The 20,483-nt window shown below is 63.1% G+C and carries 18 protein-coding genes and 1 pseudogene; 5 read left to right on the top strand and 14 right to left on the bottom strand.

Annotated elements, in window-relative coordinates:
- Window positions 1–1,333: 1,333 nt before the first annotated feature.
- Window positions 1,334–1,519, top strand: a pseudogene (locus tag ACSVIK_RS24730) (HAMP domain-containing protein); the annotation flags it as partial.
- Window positions 1,514–2,377, top strand: a complete 864-nt coding sequence (locus ACSVIK_RS24735) for a methyl-accepting chemotaxis protein (protein ID WP_442446806.1) — start codon at window positions 1,514–1,516, stop codon at window positions 2,375–2,377. The pseudogene ACSVIK_RS24730 and the gene ACSVIK_RS24735, both read left to right, overlap by 6 nt.
- A gap of 3 nt (window positions 2,378–2,380) precedes the next feature.
- Here ACSVIK_RS24735 and ACSVIK_RS24740 read toward each other — a convergent pair whose 3' ends face one another.
- The 12 genes from ACSVIK_RS24740 to acnA form a co-directional block, all read right to left on the bottom strand.
- Window positions 2,381–3,154 (bottom strand): SDR family oxidoreductase, encoded by a 774-nt coding sequence (locus ACSVIK_RS24740; protein WP_442446789.1) that lies wholly within the window; start codon window positions 3,152–3,154, stop codon window positions 2,381–2,383.
- Window positions 3,155–3,239: 85 nt separating this feature from the next.
- Window positions 3,240–3,947, bottom strand: coding sequence for a tRNA (N6-threonylcarbamoyladenosine(37)-N6)-methyltransferase TrmO (tsaA, locus tag ACSVIK_RS24745; protein ID WP_442446790.1), 708 nt, complete (start codon window positions 3,945–3,947; stop codon window positions 3,240–3,242).
- Window positions 3,944–4,135 (bottom strand): hypothetical protein, encoded by a 192-nt coding sequence (locus ACSVIK_RS24750; RefSeq protein ID WP_442446791.1) that lies wholly within the window; start codon window positions 4,133–4,135, stop codon window positions 3,944–3,946. Before ACSVIK_RS24750 ends, tsaA begins: the two co-directional genes overlap by 4 nt.
- A gap of 46 nt (window positions 4,136–4,181) precedes the next feature.
- Window positions 4,182–4,892: an rRNA pseudouridine synthase gene (locus ACSVIK_RS24755; RefSeq protein WP_442446792.1), complete on the bottom strand. Its 711-nt coding sequence runs from the start codon at window positions 4,890–4,892 to the stop codon at window positions 4,182–4,184.
- Between the two features lie 101 nt (window positions 4,893–4,993).
- A complete protein-coding gene (rimO, locus tag ACSVIK_RS24760) occupies window positions 4,994–6,316 on the bottom strand; it encodes a 30S ribosomal protein S12 methylthiotransferase RimO (protein WP_442446793.1) in 1,323 nt (440 codons plus the stop codon).
- A gap of 114 nt (window positions 6,317–6,430) precedes the next feature.
- Window positions 6,431–7,072 (bottom strand): LysE family translocator, encoded by a 642-nt coding sequence (locus ACSVIK_RS24765; protein WP_442446794.1) that lies wholly within the window; start codon window positions 7,070–7,072, stop codon window positions 6,431–6,433.
- A gap of 64 nt (window positions 7,073–7,136) precedes the next feature.
- Window positions 7,137–8,036 carry an alpha/beta hydrolase gene (locus tag ACSVIK_RS24770; RefSeq protein WP_442446795.1) on the bottom strand — a complete coding sequence of 300 codons (900 nt, stop codon included), beginning with the start codon at window positions 8,034–8,036 and terminating at the stop codon, window positions 7,137–7,139.
- A gap of 231 nt (window positions 8,037–8,267) precedes the next feature.
- Window positions 8,268–8,672, bottom strand: coding sequence for a hypothetical protein (locus ACSVIK_RS24775; RefSeq protein ID WP_442446796.1), 405 nt, complete (start codon window positions 8,670–8,672; stop codon window positions 8,268–8,270).
- 85 nt (window positions 8,673–8,757) lie between these two features.
- On the bottom strand, window positions 8,758–9,261 hold the full coding sequence (locus ACSVIK_RS24780) for a hypothetical protein (protein WP_442446797.1): 504 nt from the start codon (window positions 9,259–9,261) through the stop codon (window positions 8,758–8,760).
- A 71-nt stretch (window positions 9,262–9,332) separates the two neighbouring features.
- Window positions 9,333–9,662: a hypothetical protein gene (locus ACSVIK_RS24785; RefSeq protein WP_442446798.1), complete on the bottom strand. Its 330-nt coding sequence runs from the start codon at window positions 9,660–9,662 to the stop codon at window positions 9,333–9,335.
- 294 nt (window positions 9,663–9,956) lie between these two features.
- Window positions 9,957–11,522, bottom strand: coding sequence for a methyl-accepting chemotaxis protein (locus ACSVIK_RS24790; RefSeq protein ID WP_442446799.1), 1,566 nt, complete (start codon window positions 11,520–11,522; stop codon window positions 9,957–9,959).
- Between the two features lie 184 nt (window positions 11,523–11,706).
- Window positions 11,707–14,448, bottom strand: coding sequence for an aconitate hydratase AcnA (acnA, locus tag ACSVIK_RS24795; RefSeq protein ID WP_442446800.1), 2,742 nt, complete (start codon window positions 14,446–14,448; stop codon window positions 11,707–11,709).
- A 192-nt stretch (window positions 14,449–14,640) separates the two neighbouring features.
- On the opposite strand from acnA, the gene rlmM reads away from it, so the two are divergent.
- Window positions 14,641–15,696, top strand: coding sequence for a 23S rRNA (cytidine(2498)-2'-O)-methyltransferase RlmM (gene rlmM / locus ACSVIK_RS24800; RefSeq protein WP_442446801.1), 1,056 nt, complete (start codon window positions 14,641–14,643; stop codon window positions 15,694–15,696).
- Between the two features lie 350 nt (window positions 15,697–16,046).
- Window positions 16,047–16,298 (top strand): sulfurtransferase TusA, encoded by a 252-nt coding sequence (gene tusA, locus ACSVIK_RS24805; protein ID WP_442446802.1) that lies wholly within the window; start codon window positions 16,047–16,049, stop codon window positions 16,296–16,298.
- Between the two features lie 94 nt (window positions 16,299–16,392).
- Here tusA and ACSVIK_RS24810 read toward each other — a convergent pair whose 3' ends face one another.
- Window positions 16,393–17,451, bottom strand: coding sequence for a DUF3080 domain-containing protein (locus ACSVIK_RS24810; protein WP_442446803.1), 1,059 nt, complete (start codon window positions 17,449–17,451; stop codon window positions 16,393–16,395).
- Window positions 17,452–17,495: 44 nt separating this feature from the next.
- Window positions 17,496–18,869, bottom strand: coding sequence for an MATE family efflux transporter (locus tag ACSVIK_RS24815; protein WP_442446804.1), 1,374 nt, complete (start codon window positions 18,867–18,869; stop codon window positions 17,496–17,498).
- Between the two features lie 125 nt (window positions 18,870–18,994).
- Between ACSVIK_RS24815 and pdxB the strand changes: the two genes are divergently transcribed.
- The gene (gene pdxB, locus ACSVIK_RS24820; RefSeq protein ID WP_442446805.1) at window positions 18,995–20,125 is read left to right on the top strand and encodes a 4-phosphoerythronate dehydrogenase PdxB; all 1,131 of its coding nucleotides are present in this window, start codon (window positions 18,995–18,997) and stop codon (window positions 20,123–20,125) included.
- The last annotated feature ends 358 nt before the right edge of the window (window positions 20,126–20,483 follow it).

Genomic DNA, 20,483 nt, shown 5'->3' on the forward strand with positions numbered 1-20,483 from the left:
CCATGTCCCCGCACACCTGTCCACCATGTGTCCGGTCCATACACCCGTCAAAAGTGACTCGCCCGGGAGGGCGAAACAAAAAACATCAACAAAAACGCGGCAATTCGGAACAGACGCCTGAAAAACCAAAATCGTATTGCCAGTCCGGTATCAACCAGGCATTCCCCCTGAAAGTACGATGAGCTTTTTGCGCTCCGTAACTATCTTGACGGCGGAAAACCGCCAGGCGCTGGTGGGCCATGAGCGAATTGTTGCCGGTGGGCGGTGCTGGGCAGGTGCCAGGCCATCATCGACTCATGCGTGCTGAGTTGCGGCCGATATCCAAATGACGGGCATCCCTCATGTCTGGCGCAAGGCTTGCTTTGGCAAATCCTTGGCCTCCTCGACGAGGCCTCACCAGAATAAAAAGAGTCTTGGAGTATTTATGTTAGAGCCTGCCATTCGCTTGTTGGCCAATCTTTCCGTTGGCAAGAAACTGATCTGTGGCTTCGGCCTGGTACTGCTGCTCACTGCTGCCATGACGGGCATCGGCTTTCTTGCCGTGCAGGCCGTGCTGCAAGGGCATCATCAGGTCGGACAATTGGCCGAAGTGAACATCGAGGTACTCGAGGCACGTCGGTTGGAGCGCAATTTCGCTATCGAGCCGACTGCCGAGAATGCCGAGCGCGTGCGCAAGAGCCTGAGCGTGGTGAAGAACTCGCTGGAGCGCCTGATACAGTCGAAGACCCTGGACGCTGCACGCGTGCAGACCATGCAGCAAGCGCTCGGCGAGTACATGCAGCAGTTCGACAGCTATGTCGATCTGCAGGGCAAGGCCCGTGAGGCGCGTGCCGACATGCGCACTGCGGCTGGTGAGGCCCGCGATCAGTTCGAGACCATCGAACTGGGCATGTACGATGCCGTGCGCGAGCTGCGCCTGCAGGGCGACAATCTGCGTGGTAGCGACCCCCTGACCCTGGCCGAAACCGCCTCCGGCCTGAGCAAGCGCATGCTCGACCTGCGCGGCCAGGAAAGCCTGTACATCATCGACGGCTCGGCCGAGGCACTAGAGGAGTGGAACTACCTCAGCGAAGACCTGCAGAACGTCGCACGCAGCCTGATGGTCTGGCTCGACGACGAGCAGAAGGCCTCGATCGAGACGGCCTTGCAGGCGCTGACCACCTATCAGCGTTCGTTCCTTTACTACCAGCAACTGCGGGCGCAGAACAAAGCCACCGAAGACGCCATGATCGAGCGTGCCCGGTCGGTCATCGGCCTGGCCGATGCTGCCCAGGCCAGCGCCGAGGAGAGCATGCAGGGCGACAGTCGCCGTGCCCAGTTGATGCTCGGTGGCATGGGTATCGCTGCCGTGGTGCTGGGCCTGTGTGCGGCCTTGCTGATCACCCGCCTGATCGTCGTGCCCCTGCGCCAGACCGTGGGCTTCGCCGAGCGCATTGCCGCCGGTGACCTCAGCCAGGACATCCCACAGAACCGTCGTGATGAACTGGGCCAATTGCTCGCCGCCATGCAGGGCATGACCAGCAGCCTGCGTACCCTGGTCGGGCGCATTGGCGGTGGTGTCGGGCAGATCGCCGCCGCTGCCGAGCAACTCTCTTCCATCACCGCGCAGACCAGCGCTGGGGTACAGACGCAGAAGCTGGAAACCGAGCAGACCGCCACCGCCATGCATCAGATGGCTGCGACGGTGCAGGAGGTGGCGCACAACGCCGAGATGGCCTCGCATGCAGCGAAGGAGGCCGATCGCGAAGCGCAGCAGGGCAACGATGTGGTGCAGCAGGCGGTGGATCAGGTGCACAGCCTGGCCACCGAGGTGGAGCAATCGGCCGAGGCCATTGCCGCTCTGGATCAGGAGAGCGGCCGCATCAGCAGCGTGCTCGAGGTGATTCGCGGTGTAGCCGAGCAGACCAACCTGCTGGCGCTCAACGCGGCCATCGAGGCTGCGCGTGCCGGTGAGCAGGGGCGCGGTTTCGCCGTGGTCGCCGACGAGGTGCGGGCCTTGGCCAAACGTGCCCAGGACAGCACCGAGGAAATCGAAACACTGATCGGCAGCCTGCAGCGCATGGCCAAGGGTGCCGTGCAGCAGATGGAGAGCAGCCGTAGCCTGACCCAGCGCACCGTGGCCCTGGCCGGCCAGGCCGGTGAGGCTCTGGCGCGCATCACCCAGTCGGTCAGCACCATCGAACAGATGAACCAGCAGATCGCCGCCGCTGCCGAGGAGCAGAGCGCGGTAGCCGAGACCATCAACGAGAGCGTGACCCGCGTGCGCGACATCGGCGAGCAGAGTGCGACGGCCACCGAGCAGACCGCCGCTTCCAGTGCCGAGCTGGCGCGCCTGGGTGTGGAGTTGCAGGGGCTGGTGCGGCAGTTCCGCACCTGATCTTCAGCCCAGGTGGAAGCCGCCGTCGATGGGGATGATCGCGCCGGTCATGTAGGCACCGGCGCTGCCTGCCAGGCTCAGCGCCAGCGCGGCCATTTCCTCTTCGCGGCCCCAGCGCTGCATCGGGATCAGCGCCGTATCGGCAGCCAGGGCCGCTTCGTCCTCGGCGATGAAGCGGGTCATCTTGCTGGGAAAGCGCCCCGGCGCGATCACGTTGACGTTGATGTGCTCGCTCACCAGCTCCTTGGCCAGCATGCGCGACAACTGATGCAGGGCCGCCTTGCTCGGGCCATAGGCATAGGCGTGCTCGCCCATGGCGCTGATGCCCGCCACCGAACCGATATTGATCACTCGCGCCGGTCGCTCTGCCGAGCCGGCCTTGCGCAGCAGCGGCAGCAGTTGCTGGATGCAGCCGAACACCGAGGTGACGTTGAGCTGCATGACTTTCTCGAAGCCCTTGGCCGGGTAGCTTTCCAGCGGGGCGCCCCAGGTGGTTCCAGCGTTGTTGACCAGGATATCCAGGCGCTCGATGCGTTCGCTCAGTTCTCTGGCCAGGGCGTGCACGCCTTCCTCGCTGGCCAGGTTGGCAGCAATCCCGCTGCACTGGCCCAGCGCAGACAGCTCGGCGGCAGTCTGCGCGCAGGCTTCGCCGTCGCGGGCGCAGACATAGACATGGGCGCCGGCCTCGACGAAGGCCTTGGCGATCATCAGGCCGATACCGCGGGTGCCGCCGGTGACCAGGGCCGTGCGCCCGGCCAGGGAGAAGTAAGGATGCATGGAAAGGCCTCATGAGCGATTGAGACCTTCACCCTAGAGCCTGGCTGCCGAGAAAGCAGGCATCATTGCCGGGCGAAATGACGCCTCATGCGTTTTGCCTTGTCGCCACTTGCACATCCAGCACGCGAATGCGCTCCGGCTCGGGGTAGTGCCAGTGCACGTCCAGATCCCAGAAACGTGCACCGTAGCGGCGCTCTGGCTGCGGCTGTTGATAGGCCGGGCGCGGATCCTGCGCCAGGCATTGCTCGATCAGTTCCACCAGCGGCTCGTCCAGGCGTTGGCCATGGCCATGAGCCGCTTCCAGCGCCTCGGCCTGCCACTCCACCGCGATCAGCGCCGGCGGCGCATCGGCCATGTCGTTGCGGGCATCCATCACGGCATCGGCATAGGGCACGTAAGGCTTGATATCCAACACCGGCGTGCCGTCGAGCAGGTCAATGCCGGACAGGTGCAGGCGGCCCGGTTCCACGCGTTCCAGGCGCACCACCGACTGGCCGATGCCATTGGGGCGGTGGGTGGCGCGGGTGCTGAACACGCCGACGGACTGGTTGCCGCCCAGGCGCGGCGGGCGCACCTTCAGGCGTGGCTTGTCTTCCAGGGCCTGGTGAAAGAGAAACAGCAGCCAGACATGGCTGACCTGTTCCAGCCCCTGCACGGCGTCGCCCTGGTCGAAGGGCGGCAGCAACTCCAGCACGCCACGGGCGGCCGGTGCCAGGTGCGGTTGGCGGGGGATGGCGAACTTTTCCTTGAAGCAGGAGCGAACGATGCCCACCGCGCTGACGCTGTGCTTCATCGTGGCACTAGCACCTTGCAGCCGGCATCGCGGAAGGGGCCGGTGAAGCGGATCCAGCCTTCGCCGGGGCTGACCTGGGCGCAGGTCAGGTGGCCGTCGCTCTTGCTTTGCCATAGATAGAAAGGCGCCGACCCGGCAAGGCTGGGCAGGCTGAGGGCGAGCAGGGCGGTCAGAAGCCAAGTGCGCATCGTGACGTTCTCCTGTGCGTGAGAATTGAACCCTAACACGGGTGTCTCAGAAGCGTTCCTTCTCGCCCAGATAGCGCCACTGCCCGGCCGGTAGCTTGGCCATGGGCACGCCGCCGATGCGGATACGCTTCATAGCCTTGATCTGCAGGCCCAATGCCTTGCAGATCTGCTGCAGCAGGTCGGGGGCTGGGTTCTTCAGGGCGAAGCGCAGGCGCTGTTCGCTCTGCCAACTGGCCTTGCACGGCGGAAACTGCGTGCCCTTGTGGATCAGGCCCTTCTTCAGCCGTTCAAAGGTGCTGGCCGGCACTTCGCCGGTGACATCCACCAGATACTCCTGCTCCAGCTTGGCGCCGTCCTCGCGCAGCTTGCGCTGGGCCCGCCAGTCCTGGCTGAGTACCACCAGGCCGCTGGCACCCTTCTGCAACGGCAGGCTCTGTTCCTGGCGCAGGAAGTGACCATGCAGGATGCGCTGGGCATGCGGGTCTTCTTCCCAGTGGTTCTCGCGCACTAGCAGATGCTGCAACTGCGCGGCGCTGCTGCCGGCCGGGCAATGCACCAGCAGGGTGACCGGCTCCACCGGCTCGAGGCTGGCACCGGGCAGCAGCTCGACGCGCTGTTCGCCCACCTTGAACTGTGGCGCCTCGACCACCTGGCCGTCCACCGTCACCCAGCCGCCGGTGATGTACAGATCAGCCTCGCGCCGTGAACAGCCGAACAGTTCGATGACGCGTTTGGACAGGCGGGTGGGTTCGATCATGGTGGCGCTCAGCAAAAAGAAGGCATTGTACCGGCAAGGCGTTGGGCAGGCAGGAAAGAAAAAAGCCCCGCACGCTGCGGGGCTCTTGATGTGGGTCGGGCTTAGACCAGTTCGCCCCACATATCGTACTCGTCGGCATCGACGATGCGCACACGCACCTTGTCACCCGCTTTCACGGCGGTGGAGTCGATGAACACGCTGCCGTCGATCTCCGGGGCATCGGCCCAGGAGCGCGCCACGGCGCCTTCGCCGTCCACTTCGTCGACCAGCACGTCCATCTCCAGGCCGATCTTGGCCTGCAGGCGTGCGGAGCTGATGGCCTGCTGGTGCGCCATGAAGCGCTCCCAGCGCTCCTGCTTGATTTCGTCCGGCACGGGCTCCAGACCCAGATCGTTGGCCGGAGCGCCTTCGACCGGGGAGTACTGGAAGCAACCGACGCGATCGAGTTGGGCTTCGGTCAGCCAGTCCAGCAGGTACTGGAAGTCTTCCTCGGTTTCGCCGGGGAAGCCGACGATGAAGGTGGAGCGAATGGTCAGCTCGGGGCAGATCTCGCGCCACTTCTTGATGCGCGCCAGGGTCTTGTCCTCGAAGGCCGGGCGCTTCATCGACTTGAGCACTTTCGGGCTGGCGTGCTGGAAGGGGATGTCCAGGTAGGGCAGCAGCTTGCCGGCGGCCATCAGCGGGATCACGTCATCGACGTTGGGGTAGGGGTAGACGTAGTGCAGGCGTACCCATACACCCATGGACGACAGCGCCTCGCACAGCTCGAGCATGCGCGTCTTCACCGGCTGGCCGTTCCAGAAGTCCAGCTTGTACTTCATGTCGACGCCATAGGCGCTGGTGTCCTGGCTGATCACCAGCAGCTCTTTCACGCCGGCCTTGACCAGGCGCTCGGCCTCGCTGAGCACATCGCCCACCGGGCGGCTGACCAGCTTGCCGCGCATGGACGGGATGATGCAGAAGCTGCAGCTATGGTTGCAGCCTTCGGAAATCTTCAGGTAGGCATAGTGGCGCGGGGTGAGCTTGATGCCCTGCGGCGGTACCAGGTCGATCAGCGGGTTGTGCTCGGCCTTCGGCGGGATCACCTCGTGCACCGCGCTGACCACCTGCTCGTACTGCTGTGGGCCGGTGACGGCCAGCACGCTGGGATGTACGTCACGGATGCTGTCTTCGGCCACGCCCATGCAGCCGGTGACGATCACCTTGCCATTTTCCGCCAGGGCTTCACCGATGGCATCCAGCGACTCAGCCTTGGCGCTGTCGATGAAGCCACAGGTGTTGACCACCACCACGTCGGCATCCTGATAGGTCGGCACGATCTCGTAACCTTCCATGCGCAGTTGGGTCAGGATGCGTTCGGAGTCGACCGTTGCCTTCGGGCAACCAAGGCTGACGAATCCGACTTTCGGGGTGGCGCTGGACATGCGGGCTAACCTCTAAGGGCGCCTGAGTGGCGCCTCTGATCAAAAAGTGCGCAATTCTAGCGGCGCCTTCGCGGCTTTTCCAGAGGTTGTTGCTGCCCTTTTATCTCTCTTCGGCTAGGTCACTGGACGGCGCAGCGTGAGCAGCAGGGCCGCGAAGGAAATGAATGCCGCGCCGACGATACGGTTGAGCCAGGTTGCAAAGCCGGGGCGGTGCGATGCGGACTTGGCGCGGGTGGCAATCGCGGCATAGGTGAGCAGGGCCGTGAAGGACAGAGCCATGAACAGGCTGGTAAGAATGAGGAATTGTGGTAGCAGGGCTTCGCGGGCATCGATGAACTGCGGAAAGAGCGCCGTGAAGAACAGAATGGCCTTGGGATTGCTAGCCGCCAGGAGCAGCCCTTCCCGATAGAGCTTGTAGGGCGCACGCGCTTTTCGCTGTGCCGCCTGAGCGGCTTTTTCATCGAGCAACCTGGAGCCACTTAGCAGGTGGCGAATGCCGATGTAGAACAGATAGAGCGCGCCCAGAATCTTTATCAGGCTGAACAGCACTGCCGATGATTGCAGCAGGAGTCCCAGGCCGAGCATCGCAGCGGCGGACAAGCAGAAAAGCCCCGTGATATTGCCCAGCGATGACCAGACCACGGCGCCTAGCCCCGATGTCATGCCGTTGCGCAGGGCCAGCAATATGGCCGGGCCGGGACTGGCTATGGCCAGCCCCGCTACTGTGGAAAAGGCAACCAGGGTTTCGATGTTCATGGTTGAGCGATACCTCGCGTGGGGGGATTCAGAGGTGCCAGGGTTCCCGGCTGCGACACCCGGCTCATCCCAAGGGAACGACGCGCCGCAGAAACTTGAGCTGATCCTCGATTATGTGCTCGAACGCACTGCCGAGGTAGATATCGAAATGGCCGTAGTCGTAGTGTCGGATTTCCTTGTGCGGCGTGCGCTGGGCATGCTTCAGAGTGGCCCTGGCCGGGGCGACGCTGTCCTGGTTGCATACCTGAAACAGCACGGGTGCCTGGATCCTCTTCGTGGCTCGGCCCGGGTAGTAACGAATGATATCCAGAGCGAAGCGAGCGGCCGCGAAGTTGTTGACCGTACCGCCTTCGGGCACGAGGCCATGGTAGCCGTCGAAGGCATCGGGCGCGGTCATCAGCGCCGTTTCCCCTGGGTGTCCGGCGATCTTGACCATTCTTGGCTTGGCCCCGAACAGTGCGCCAAGCCGATCTTGCAGGGCCAAGGCGGTCAGTTTCACGGAAGTCATCGGGCTGATCGCAAGGCTCGACGAGAGGCCGTCACTGAACGGGCCCTGAGAAATGACGGCGGCTATCCGGGCATCATCGGCCGCGACGCGCAGCACATGGCCGCCGCTGAACGAGGTGCCCCAGAGGATGACTCTGTCGGCGTCCGTGTCGTCCAGGCTGCGAGCGTAGGCAATGGCTGCTTTCCAGTCCTCCAGTTGCTGGCCAATGTCGATCAGTTGCCGAGGCGTGCCCTCGCTGTCGCCGAAGTGGCGATAATCGAACACCAGGCAGGCATAGCCGGCGGCCGCGAAGCGCTCGGCATAGGCGGGCAGGCGCATGTCGCGGGTGCCGCCCAGGCCATGGGCCATGACGATGATCGGAAACGGCCCGTCCCCTTGTGGGCGATAAAAGCTGGCCGTGCAGCTTTCGCCACCAGAGGTGAAGTGAAGGATGCGGGGGGCTGTGTCTTCGGTCATCGTCAGGGTTTCCGGCTGGAGCCACGGATAAGCCTGGGTTCATGACCTGCAGGCAGCCGTTGTTCTATAGCACTTTCGCCAGACTGGAAAACTGACTTTAAGGATGGTGAGGCGGGGGCGATTAACGCTAGGGAACTGGCGAAACTCAGCACCGTAGGATGGGTAGAGCAACGCGAAACCCATTGAATCATCCCCGGGTTTCGCTGTGCTCTACCCAGGCTACTTGCTGGTTCAGTTGGACAGAACGCTCTGAACTGTGCTGATGATGAACTTGGCGAAAGACTCGCTCGCAATCTTGGCCTCTAGAAAATCGGGAGCTTTGACGCTCCTATTTTCTCCGGAGGTTCTGTTGACCAAGTTTGCGTAGAGCACCTGCGGATCGCTCGGACTCCAGGGCTCTGCGTAATACAAGCGAAGCGCCCATTGTTCCGGGCGCCTGCTCCTCATTTTGTTTGCACCGATGAATACACCCCAGCTTAGGCGAGAGGATTCGTGACCAACACCAAGCCTATTTCGGTTGCTTGCATCAGTCACGTCGAGTTCGGCTCCACTTAGCACATCCAAGCTTTCGGTAATCGCCATGTCGAGTTTGGCTTCAAAGCTTTGAAAGATTCGCTCAGTGTCTGAACCGTACATAGAGATGCCTAACGTTTGGTTAAAAGGCGGGCTTTAGCCTGTCCCGAGTGGGCGAGGCGAACGGATGGAACCAATTGCTGGAGAGTTACTTGAAAAATTCATTATTTGGTGTTGTTGTTATTTTGATTAAGTTGTTTGGTTTGGCCTTTATTTCTGTAATTACGGGGGCGCCGCTGTGACAGTCACTCTCAAAGCTTCCGGTGTAGATGGGGTTGTTATTTTTGATTATTTTTACCGATGCTGTTGCTTGGGCTCCACAGTGACCTAATATATTGGTGTTTCCAGGTTGGCCGGAGATAACTAATACATATGTCCCATCGGAAAGCTTACAGCTTCGCTCAATGCTTTTAATGCCTGTAACATAGGTGCCTTTGGTGTCGTCCTGTATTTCTAGCAAACTCCACGGATTCCACTCGTTTTCACCCGCCTTGGCGAGTAGAGCCTCACCCTCTTCATTGTAAGCGCCAAGATAAGAGATCAGCAGAGCATCTGCGGCTTGATTACATTCATATCGAGCAAGCGTATGGAACCAGTCAGCTAGCGCGGGTAAAATAATAAATAGTGTCATGAGTGGTATGAAGTAGCGCATTATTCTCGTAGGTCTCCAACGTTTGGTTAAGGAGCGGGCCTTAATCCGTCCCAGTGAGCGAGACGCTATTGTTAGAGGCTTTTCTCAAGCTCGCCATTCATTCTGTATTCAACGCCATCTTCAAACCATTTTCCTGATATTTCCAAGAATGGATCTTCAAATTTTATTAATACTTCAATAGGGCTTTCGTAAGCCTCGTACCCTTCATATTGGAACTTGCCTAGTCCTGAGTATTTTTGAGGCGAACGCTCGTTGGCAATGCAGTGCCCTGTAAATTTACAGCCGTCTTTTACACCTAAAAAATCGAAGCTGATTTTCCCTGCTGAGATAACGCAGCGAGGAATTTGGTATATCCAAAGATTGGCTTCACTGGCGACATCAATTTCTCCGCTGAATTTCATGGGGCAATCCTCTGGTTATAAATAGACACCAGCTAGTGCATAACATGCATCTGTTTTTTGGGGGATAACCTTCCTGGCCATTCTCGGAGTCTTTCTCTAGTTCGCGGGAGTCAGCGAGGCGGTGGGGTGTTTGGCAGGTTATACACCATGTCGGATAACTGCTGGCAATTGGCAATTACGCGAAGGACGGCACGGTTCGGAAGGGAGTAGGGAATATCGCGAGCAAGCTCGCTCCTACAAAAGCAGGGCGGGGAGCAGGGAAGGCGCAGCGGTTAGTCGCTGCGCCTCTTGTTTTCAGCGATTGAACCGCTCCACCAGCGCATACTGCCCCTGCGCCGTGCCTGTCAGGGCCTGGCTGAGTTCGGCGGTGCTTTGCGCTTCGCCGGCGGTCTGGTCGGCCAGTTGGGCGATGGTGGTGATGTTCTGGTTGATCTCATCGGCCACGGCGCTCTGCTCTTCGGCGGCAGCGGCGATCTGGTTGGCCATGTCGGTGATATTGGCCACGGCGTCGCTGATGCCAGCCAGGGCCTGATCAGCCTTCAATACGCGCTCTACGCCTTCTTCGGCCTGCTTGCGGCCGATTTCCATGGTCATCACCGCTTCTTCGGCGGTGCGTTGCAACTTGGCGATCAGGCCGTGAATCTGCCCAGTAGATTCGGCGGTGCGCTGGGCCAGCGAGCGTACTTCGTCGGCTACCACGGCGAAGCCACGGCCCATCTCACCGGCGCGGGCGGCTTCGATGGCGGCGTTGAGGGCGAGCAGGTTGGTCTGGTCGGCGATGCCTTTGATCACATCGACCACGCTGCCAATCTCGTTACTGTCCTGGGCCAGGCGGGTGACGGTTTCGCCGGTGTCGCCCACCGATTGCGACAGGCGTTGGATGGCCTCGCGGGTTTCCGTGGCGATGTCGCGGCCTTCACCGGTCAGGCGGTTGGCTTCCTGGGTGGCGATGGCGGCGCGGGCGACGTTGCTGGCCACTTCCAGGGTGGTGGCAGCCATTTCGTTGACGGCGGTGGCCACCTGCTCGGTTTCGTGGCGCTGACGTTCCAGGCCCGCAGAGCTGTTGTGCGCCAGCCTGTCGGCCTCACGGGCTTGCTGGTTGAGCTGTTCGGCGGTGTCTTGCAGGCGGGTGAGGCAGGTTTTCAGGCGCGCGTCCTGGCTGAGCATGGCCATTTCCAGGCGCGCTTCGGCACCCCGGCTGTCGGTGTACATGCGCGCGATCAGCGGGTCGGAGGTGGTCTGCTCGGCGATGCGCAACAGGCGCTTGATGCCTCGGGTCTGCCAGGCGATGCCGGCCAGGCCGAGCGGCACGGACAGGCAGGCGGCAAGAATGAAGCCCCAGTTGCTGCCCATCCAGTGGCCGATGAGGAAGCCGATCTGGCTGACCAGAATGAAAGGCATCCAGGCCTGGACGATGGGCAACCACTGGTTGCTGGCCGGAACGGCCGATTTGCCAGCGTTGATCCGGGCGTACAGCGTTTCGGCGCGGCGCACCTGCTCGGCGCTCGGCTTGACCCGCACGGACTCGTAGCCGACTACCTTGTCCCCTTCGGTGATGGGGGTGACGTAGGCATTGACCCAGTAATGGTCGCCGTTCTTGCAGCGGTTCTTGACGATGCCCATCCACGGGCGACCACTCTTGAGAGTCGTCCACATGTGGTCGAACACGGCGGGCGGCACGTCCGGGTGGCGCACGATGTTGTGCGGTGCACGTTGCAGCTCGTCACGGGAGAAGCCGCTGATCTCGACGAAGGCGTCGTTGCAATAGGTAATCTGACCTTTTAGGTCGGTGGTGGAGATCAGGCGTTGCTGGGCGGGAAAGGTTTTTTCGCGCTGGGTGACCGGCTGATTGTTACGCATGGGCAATTGTCCGTCATCGTTATGCCTCTCTGAGTCGGCCGGCGAGCGGCGAAGTTGAGGGGCAGGATCCATTTTTACCGAGTGTAATAGGTTTTCGATGACGTCATGTTTTTGTCGCGACCGCAGCCAGCCTAGCTGCGACGGAGGAAGGAGCCCTGCCACGCGAGGTGGCAGGGCGGGTGCATCAGTTGCCGATCATCTGCCGCAGCACGTAATGCAGGATGCCGCCGGCCTTGAAGTATTGAACCTCGTTGAGAGTGTCGATGCGGCACAGCACTTCGGCCTTCTCCTGTTGGCCATCTTCGCGGGTGACGATCAGGGTCAGTGGCATCTGCGGGCGCAGTTCCACGCCTTCCAGGCCCTCGATGGCCAGCACTTCCTTGCCGGTGAGATTCAGGCTATTGCGGTCGGTGCCGGGCTTGAACTGCAGCGGCAGCACGCCCATGCCCACCAGGTTAGAGCGGTGGATACGCTCGAAGCTTTCGGCGATCACCGCTTTGACCCCCAGCAGGTTGGTGCCCTTGGCCGCCCAGTCGCGGCTGGAGCCGGTGCCGTATTCCTTGCCGGCGACGATCAACAGCGGCGTGCCTTCGGCCTGGTAGCGCATGGCGGCGTCGTAGATCGCCAGCTTCTCGCCGCTCGGCACGTGCAGGGTGTTGCCGCCTTCCTCGCCGCCAAGCATCTCGTTGCGGATGCGGATGTTGGCGAAGGTGCCGCGCATCATCACTTCGTGGTTACCGCGGCGTGAGCCGTAGGAGTTGAAGTCGGCCTTGTCCACACCATGCTCGCTCAGGTAGCGCCCGGCCGGGCTGTCGGCCTTGATGTTACCGGCCGGGGAGATGTGGTCGGTGGTTACCGAGTCGCCGAGCAGGGCGAGGATGCGCGCCTCGCGTATATCGGTGATGCGCGGCGGGTCGCCAGCGATATTCTCGAAGAACGGCGGATGCTGGATGTAGGTGGAGTCGCCTTGCCAGGCATAGGTGTCGGCCTTGGGTACCTCGATGGCCTGCCATTTCGCGTCGCCAGCGAAGACTTCGGCGTATTCCTTGCGGAACATGGCGGTGTCGACCTGGGCGATGGCCTGGGCGATCTCGCTCTGGGTCGGCCAGATGTCCTTGAGGTACACCGGCTGGCCATCCTTGCCGGTGCCGAGGGCATCCTGGGTCAGGTCGAGGCGCACGCTGCCGGCCAGGGCGTAGGCCACCACCAGGGGTGGCGAGGCCAACCAGTTGGTCTTCACCAGCGGGTGCACGCGGCCCTCGAAGTTGCGATTACCGGAGAGCACCGAGGCGACGGTGAGGTCGGCCTCGGCGATGGCCTTCTCGATGGGCTCGCGCAGTGGCCCGGAGTTGCCGATGCAGGTGGTGCAGCCGTAGCCCACCAGGTCGAAGCCGAGCTTTTCCAGATAGGGCGTCAGGCCGGCGGCGTCGAAGTATTCGGTGACCACCTTGGAGCCGGGTGCCAGTGAGCTCTTGACCCAGGGCTGACGCTGCAGGCCTTTTTCCACCGCCTTCTTGGCCAGCAGGCCGGCGGCCATCATCACGCTGGGGTTGGAGGTGTTGGTGCAGGAGGTGATGGCGGCGATGACCACTGCGCCGTCCTGCAGGCGATGGGTGTGGCCATCGTCCTCATAGTCGATGCCGCCGCTCTGCTGGTCGCCGCCCACGGCAGTACCGCCGCCGCCTTCACTGAGCATGCGGCCTTCTTCCTTGGCGGCCGGTTTGAGCTGCAGACCGACGAAATCGTCGAAGGCCTGGTGAACCTGGCCTAGCGAGACGCGATCCTGCGGGCGCTTGGGGCCGGCCAGGCTGGCTTCGACGCTGCCCAGATCCAGGCTCAGGCTGTCGGTGAACAGCGGCTCGGCGCCGGCTTCGCGCCACAGGCCCTGGGCCTTGCTGTAGGCCTCGACCAGTTGCACGGTGGCTTCCGGGCGGCCGGACAGGCGCAGGTAGCCGAGGGTGATCTCGTCCACCGGGAAGAAGCCGCAGGTGGCGCCGTATTCCGGGGCCATGTTGGCGATGGTGGCGCGGTCGGCCAGCGGCAGGTCGGCCAGGCCGTCACCGTAGAACTCGACGAACTTGCCCACCACGCCCTTCTTGCGCAGCATCTGGGTGACGGTGAGCACCAGGTCGGTGGCGGTGATGCCTTCTTTGAGCTTGCCGCTGAGCTTGAAGCCGATGACTTCGGGAATCAGCATCGACACCGGCTGGCCGAGCATGGCCGCTTCCGCCTCGATGCCGCCGACGCCCCAGCCGAGTACGCCGAGGCCGTTGATCATGGTGGTGTGCGAGTCGGTGCCGACCAGGGTATCCGGGTAGGCGAGGGTGATGCCGTCCTCTTCCTTGCTCCACACGGTGCGCGCCAGGTACTCGAGGTTGACCTGGTGGCAGATACCGGTGCCCGGCGGCACCACGCTGAAGTTGTCGAAGGCGTGCTGGCCCCAGCGCAGGAAGGCGTAGCGCTCGCCGTTACGCTGCATTTCCAGTTCGACGTTATCGTGGAAGGCACTGGAGGAGGCGTAGCGATCAACCATCACCGAGTGGTCGATGACCAGATCCACCGGCGACAGCGGGTTGATGCGCTGCGGGTCGCCGCCGGCCTTGGCCATGGCGTCGCGCATGGCGGCCAGGTCGACCACTGCCGGTACGCCGGTGAAGTCCTGCATCAGCACGCGCGCTGGGCGGTACTGGATCTCGCGGTCGGAGGCGCGCTGGTCGAGCCAGTCGACCATGGCCTGCAGATCCTTGCCGGTCACGGTTTCGCCGTCTTCGTTGCGCAGCAGGTTTTCCAGCAGTACTTTGAGCGATTTGGGGAGCTTGTCGATGTTGCCGAGGCGCTGGGCGGCTTCCGGCAGGCTGAAATAGTGGTAGGTGGTGTCGCCGATCTTCAGCTCGCGGCGGCAGTTCAGGCTATCGAGGGAGGGCATTGCACGTCTCCTTAGGCCCACACGGTAAGGGCCGTGGTCGGTGGCTGTGAGGCTCATGTTGAACCTGACCAGCCTTATCCTTTCACTGTGCGTCAGCATCGTCACGACAATGCTGGCACATAGTCACTGGACAGGTTAGCAGGCTCTAGGTTCCCGCCTCGGGTATCATGAGCGGCCCAAGGAGTCCGTTCGATGAATACCCTGTTTCTGCATTGCCGCCCCGGTTTCGAGGGCGAGGTGTGCGCCGAGATGGCCGACCTCGCCGCACAACTGGAGGTTGCCGGCTATCCCAAGAGCAAGCCTGGCAGCGCCTGCGCCGAGTTCGTCTGCAACGAGGCCGATGGCGCTGAGCGCCTGATGCTTCAGACCCGATTCAATCGCCTGATCTTCCCTCGGCAGTGGGCACGCGGTGCCTTCGTCAGCCTGCCGGAAAGCGACCGTATCAGCGTGTTGCTCGAAGCCCTGGCCGACTACCCGGTGTGCGGCAGCCTGTGGCTGGAGGTGCTCGACAGCAACGAAGGCAAGGAGCTGTCGACGTTCTGCAAGAAGTTCGAGGCGCCGCTGCGCAAGGCCCTGAGCAAGGCCGGCAAGCTGGTGGACGATGCGAAGAAACCGCGTCTGCTGCTGACCTTCAAGAGTGGCCGCGAGGTGTTCGCCGGCATCGCCGAGGCCGGTAACAGCGCGATGTGGCCGATGGGTATTCCGCGCCTGAAGTTCCCGCGCGAGGCGCCGAGCCGCTCGACGCTCAAGCTGGAGGAAGCCTGGCACCACTTCATCCCGCGTGAGCAGTGGGATCAGCGCCTGGCGCCGGGCATGACCGCCGTCGACCTGGGTGCCGCGCCCGGCGGCTGGACCTGGCAACTGGTCAATCGGGAAATCCGTGTCACCGCGGTGGACAATGGGCCGATGGCCGAGAGTCTGATGTATTCCGGATTCGTGGTGCATCAGCGCGCCGATGGTTTCACCTTCCGCCCGCGCCATCCGGTGCACTGGATGGTCTGCGATATCGTCGAGAAGCCGGCGCGCACCGCCGCGTTGATCGAAACCTGGCTGGGCGAGGGGCTGTGCCGTGAGGCTGTGGTCAACCTCAAGCTACCGATGAAGCAGCGTTACGCCGAGGTCAGGCGTTTGCTCAGTCGTATCGAGGCAGGGCTGGCGGAGCGCGGCCTGAAGGTCAGCATCGGTTGCAAGCAGCTCTATCACGACCGCGAGGAAGTGACCTGCCACCTGCGTCGGCTCGGTAAGTGATAGCAGGCTGTTGAAAAACTACCTGCGTTGCCATTGCTGCGTTAAAAACAGCCTCAAAATGCTCATTTACAACACGTAAACTGCGCTTTTTCGCCTGTTTTTGCCTTGCACTGGCTGCCTCGCCTACGTTTTTCAACGGCCTGATAGGCCGGGCGCGGACGATGTCCGGCCCGGGCTCCCGCTTCGCGCCGGGCTCCGCCCGACGCTGGCGTGCGCACCGTCCTGGCCCGCTGGAGCGCAGGCAGCTTGCCGTAGATGCCTGGGCTGCGCTGCCCATCCAAGGTTGTGCGTGCAAGGTGACCGGCGGGGCAGCTTTGCGCGACAATGCGCGCCTGTTCGTGGAGCCCTCTATGTCCGATGCCCTGACTTTCAACCATGATGATCTGCTCGATGCCAGCGGTCTGAACTGCCCCGAGCCGGTGATGATGCTGCACAACAAGGTGCGCGATCTGGCCCCGGGTGGCCTGCTCAAGGTGATCGCCACCGATCCCTCGACCCGCCGCGACATTCCCAAGTTCTGCGTGTTTCTCGGCCACGAGCTGCTTGGCCAGGCCGAAGAAGATGGCAGCTACCTGTACTGGATTCGCAAGAAGGTCGATTAATCCGAGCCTGCCCCATGTAGGGTGCGCCATGCGCACCTGTGCTGTGCCTGGCTTGTCCGTGGTCATTGGTGCGCGCGGCGCACCCTACGGCTGGTTACACCTCGCGACTCCACCCCGCTTGCCCAGGCGCCAGGCCACAGCTATTGAGCAGCTTCTGCCAGGCCTTGATGTGACGCGCCGTGGCCGCGCGGAACGCCTGCCATAACGAATCCTGCTCGCCGGCCAGGCGCTGCAGATAATCGCCGGTGGCTGGCGGGATGCCTTCTATGGCCTGCAATTGCAGCAGTGCCGCCCGCCATTGCTGACCGCGCTGATCCACCTGAGCCAGGTAGGGCTGCAGGCCACCGGCATAGAACTTGACGAAGATGTTCTGCAGGATGCGCCCACGCGGCGTCGGTCGCCCCTGGGGGCAGACCGGTCGTTGCGCCTGGCGCTGCTCCAGCAGGTCACTGCCGCTGTCCAGGCTATGGCGCAGGCTGGCCAGGCTGGTGATCAGTTGCCCGCCTTGCTCGCTGGCGTAGAGGGCGAAGAATAGAGGCTCCAGCTTCGTGGCGCTGGGCGGCAGTTGCTCGGGCAGACCGGCGCCGATGAGCGCCAGTTGCTGCAGGGCGTCGAGGGCGGCGCTGTCTTCGTTCAGGTTCGCCGGCAGGGCCTGGTCGGCGAAGCGCAGATAGTGCTCGAACTCGGCGCTGCCGTTGAGTGCGTTCCAGAACACGGCGGGCAGTTGCTGGCGTTTTTCCGTAGCCAACTGCTGCAGGGTGGTCTTCAGCGAGGCATCTGCCGGCAGGGCCGGCAGGCAAGCGTCGATGGCGCGCAGCAGGTCGCCTTCGTAGCCCAGGCGCTGGCTGGGCACCAGTTGTTTGCCGAGGCTGCTGTTGCGTTGGCTGATCAATTGCTGCAGGCGCGGGCAGTGGTGGGCGTCGATCAGCAAATCGAGCAGGCTGATGCGTATCTCCGGCAACTCGAGCAGGCGCTGGCGCCGCGGCGGTAGGCGGTACTGGCTCAGGCTGCGTGGCTCGAAGGCGCTGAAGCCGTCGCCCTGCAGCGCGGTATCGAGGCGTTGCAGGTAATCGCGCTGCAGTGCCAGGCCGTCGTCGCCCGGCGTGCAGGCATTGAGCAGAAGGAGACAGAGCAGCAGGAGAAGGCGCGTCATCACGGCAGTGTAGGCGCCGCTGGCGCTGTCCTCCAACCCTGCGCTCAGCGTGCGCGGCGGATGCGTTTGCGTGCGCTGCGTGCCAGGCGGATGCTGAGCATCAAGGCCGCACAGGTCAGGCCCACCACCAATCCTTGCCACAGGCCGCGTGGGCCGCTCGGTTCGCCGAGCCAATCGGACAGCCCCAGTGCATAGCCCACCGGCAGACCGATGCCCCAATAGGCGAACAGGGTCAGCAGCATGGTGATGCGTGTGTCCTGATAGCCGCGCAGGGCGCCAGCGGCCGTGACCTGGATGGCGTCGGAAAACTGGAACAACGCCGAGTAGACGATCAGCGTCGCCGCCACCGCAATCACTGCTTTGTCTGGGGTGTAGATCTGCGCGATCTGTTCGCGCAAGAGGAATATCAGGCTGGCCGACAGGCAGGCATAGGCCAGGGCCGTACCCATGCTCACCCCGGCGGCGAAGCGCGCCTCGCGCGGCTGGCCACGGCCCAGCGCCTGGCCGACGCGCACGGTGGCGGCCATGGCCAGGGAGTAGGGGATCATGAACACCATGGAGCTGAAATTCAGCGCGATCTGGTGGCCGGCCACCACGGTGGCGCCGAGGCCGCCGATGAGCAGGGCGATTACCGCGAAAATGCTCGACTCGGCGAACACCGCCACGCCAATGGGCACACCGATGGCCAGCAGACGCTGGATCACGCTCCACTGTGGCCAGTCGAAATGGGCGAACAGCGCACTGGCGTGGTAGTAGGGCGCCCATTTCACCCAGGTCAGCATGCCGAGCAGCATGAAGATCATCACCAGCGCCGTGGCCCAGCCGCAGCCGACGCCGCCCATGGCCGGCAGGCCGAACTTGCCGTAGATGAAGATATAGTTGGCCGGGATGTTCAGCAGCAGGCCGAGAATGCCCAGCACCATGCTTGGCCGGGTGTGGCCCAGGCCATCGCTGTAGCAGCGCAGCACGTGATACAGCGCTACCGCTGGAAAGCCGCAGGCCACTGCGCGCAGATAGCCCATGGTGGGGTCGATCAGCAGTGGCTCGACATTCATGACGCGCAGGATGAATTCGCCGTTCCACAGCAAGGCTGCAGCGCTGCCACCCACGGCCAGAGCCAGCCACAGTGCCTGGCGCACCAGCGGGCCGATGGCGGCTTCCTCGCCGGCGCCGAAGCGTTGCGCCACCTTGGGCGTGGTGGCCAGGAGGATGCCGGTCATCAGCAGGAACACCGGCACCCAGATCGAGTTGCCCAGCGCCACGGCGGCCAGATCCTCCGGGCTGACGCGCCCGGCCATAAGGGTGTCGACGAAACCCATGGCGGTATGGGCCAGCTGGGCGATGATGATGGGAGTGGCCAGGACGAGCAGGCTGCGCAGTTCCGTGCGCACGCGCCCCAGGCGGTTTTCGCTGGGCATTTCGTGTCTTCGAGAGGAGGCGGAAAACCGCGTAGTCTACGCCTTGACGCATTGGTCAGGAAAGTGGCGCTGCCATGCGCCTGCCGCCCTGGCATACAATGCCGGCTCAGTCCTGGAGCCGCCCCATGCAGATAATCGCTGACGAAAACATTCCCCTGCTCGATGAGTTCTTTGCCGGCTTCGGCGACATCCGCCGTCTGCCGGGCCGCGCCATCGCCGCGCAGGATGTGCGTGATGCCGACCTGCTGCTGGTGCGCTCGGTCACCCGCGTCGATCGGGCGTTGCTGGCCGGTAGTCGGGTGCGCTTCGTGGGTACCTGCACCATCGGCACCGATCATCTGGATCTCGACTACTTCGCCGAAGCGGGCATCGCCTGGAGCAGTGCGCCGGGTTGCAACGCCCGTGGCGTGGTGGATTACGTGCTGGGCAGCGTGCTGACCCTGGCCGAGCGCGAAGGCGTCGGGCCGGCCTCGCGGGTTTATGGCGTGGTGGGCGCCGGGCAGGTCGGTGGGCGTTTGGTCGAGCTGCTGCAGGGGCTGGGGTGGCAGGTACGGGTGTGCGACCCGCCGCGCCATGCTGCTGAAGGCGGTGACTTCGTCGCCCTGGAGCAGGTCATTGCCGAGTGCGATGTGATCAGCCTGCATACGCCGCTGGATGCGACGACCCACCATCTCTTCGATGCGGCGCGCCTGGCTGCGCTCAAACCTGGCGTCTGGCTGATCAACGCTAGCCGTGGGGCGGTGGTGGACAACGCCGCCTTGTGCGCGCTGCTGCCGCAGCGCCCTGACCTCAAGGTGGTGCTGGATGTCTGGGAAGGCGAGCCGCAGGCCGATGTCGAGCTGGCCGCCCTGTGCCAGTTGGCCACGCCGCATATTGCCGGCTACAGCCTGGACGGCAAGCTACGTGGTACGGCGCAGATCTATCAGGCCTGTTGCCGTGCGCTCGGTGTGCCCGAGCAAGTGCGCCTGGACGACCTGTTGCCGGCGCCCTGGCTGAGCGAGGTCACCGTCGATGGCCGTGCCGATCCGACCTGGGCGCTGGCCAGCCTGTGCCGCGCGGTGTACGACCCGCGCCGTGACGACGCGGATTTTCGCCGCAGCCTGGTGGGCGATGCCGAGGCGCGGCGTGCGGCCTTCGACCGGCTACGCAAGCATTACCCGATGCGGCGTGAGATCGATGGTTTGCGGGTGAGGGTTCAGGGGGATTCAGGGCAGTTGATCGGCCTGGTGCGAGCCCTAGGCGCCGCACTGGCCTGAGTTGCTCGGTCATTTGGTGTTCGTGACTAAGGTGCAGGTTTAGGGCGTTCGTTATCCGTAGGTTCTGTGTTGCGTTTCGTGAATTCGGGTTTGATACCGGACTGGTAAGTTTGTGTGTTGGCTTGTGTTGGTGTTCTGGACGTCGCTTTGGGTATCTTCAGATATTCTGGGTTTCGCCCCCTCGGGCGACTCACTTTTCTTTGAAATGCGCAAAGAAAAGTAAGCAAAAGAAACGCATCCCCGCCATCCGGGTCTCGCTGCGCTCGACTCCCCTCACTCCGGCACCGCTCCGGGGTCGGCTTGCAAGGGCCATCCATGGCCCTTCAAGCCTCTCGCGGCATCCATGCCGCTCGCCCCC

Source organism: Pseudomonas sp. NCHU5216 (genome assembly GCF_052156495.1).
Lineage (GTDB): Bacteria > Pseudomonadota > Gammaproteobacteria > Pseudomonadales > Pseudomonadaceae > Aquipseudomonas.

Coding starts and splice junctions, on each gene's coding strand:
- ACSVIK_RS24735 (WP_442446806.1), top strand. CDS start 1,514: ATGACCAGCAGCCTGCGTACCCTGGTCGGGCGCATTGGCGGTGGTGTC.
- ACSVIK_RS24740 (WP_442446789.1), bottom strand. CDS start 3,154: ATGCATCCTTACTTCTCCCTGGCCGGGCGCACGGCCCTGGTCACCGGC.
- tsaA (WP_442446790.1), bottom strand. CDS start 3,947: ATGAAGCACAGCGTCAGCGCGGTGGGCATCGTTCGCTCCTGCTTCAAG.
- ACSVIK_RS24750 (WP_442446791.1), bottom strand. CDS start 4,135: ATGCGCACTTGGCTTCTGACCGCCCTGCTCGCCCTCAGCCTGCCCAGC.
- ACSVIK_RS24755 (WP_442446792.1), bottom strand. CDS start 4,892: ATGATCGAACCCACCCGCCTGTCCAAACGCGTCATCGAACTGTTCGGC.
- rimO (WP_442446793.1), bottom strand. CDS start 6,316: ATGTCCAGCGCCACCCCGAAAGTCGGATTCGTCAGCCTTGGTTGCCCG.
- ACSVIK_RS24765 (WP_442446794.1), bottom strand. CDS start 7,072: ATGAACATCGAAACCCTGGTTGCCTTTTCCACAGTAGCGGGGCTGGCC.
- ACSVIK_RS24770 (WP_442446795.1), bottom strand. CDS start 8,036: ATGACCGAAGACACAGCCCCCCGCATCCTTCACTTCACCTCTGGTGGC.
- ACSVIK_RS24775 (WP_442446796.1), bottom strand. CDS start 8,672: ATGTACGGTTCAGACACTGAGCGAATCTTTCAAAGCTTTGAAGCCAAA.
- ACSVIK_RS24780 (WP_442446797.1), bottom strand. CDS start 9,261: ATGCGCTACTTCATACCACTCATGACACTATTTATTATTTTACCCGCG.
- ACSVIK_RS24785 (WP_442446798.1), bottom strand. CDS start 9,662: ATGAAATTCAGCGGAGAAATTGATGTCGCCAGTGAAGCCAATCTTTGG.
- ACSVIK_RS24790 (WP_442446799.1), bottom strand. CDS start 11,522: ATGCGTAACAATCAGCCGGTCACCCAGCGCGAAAAAACCTTTCCCGCC.
- acnA (WP_442446800.1), bottom strand. CDS start 14,448: ATGCCCTCCCTCGATAGCCTGAACTGCCGCCGCGAGCTGAAGATCGGC.
- rlmM (WP_442446801.1), top strand. CDS start 14,641: ATGAATACCCTGTTTCTGCATTGCCGCCCCGGTTTCGAGGGCGAGGTG.
- tusA (WP_442446802.1), top strand. CDS start 16,047: ATGTCCGATGCCCTGACTTTCAACCATGATGATCTGCTCGATGCCAGC.
- ACSVIK_RS24810 (WP_442446803.1), bottom strand. CDS start 17,451: ATGACGCGCCTTCTCCTGCTGCTCTGTCTCCTTCTGCTCAATGCCTGC.
- ACSVIK_RS24815 (WP_442446804.1), bottom strand. CDS start 18,869: ATGCCCAGCGAAAACCGCCTGGGGCGCGTGCGCACGGAACTGCGCAGC.
- pdxB (WP_442446805.1), top strand. CDS start 18,995: ATGCAGATAATCGCTGACGAAAACATTCCCCTGCTCGATGAGTTCTTT.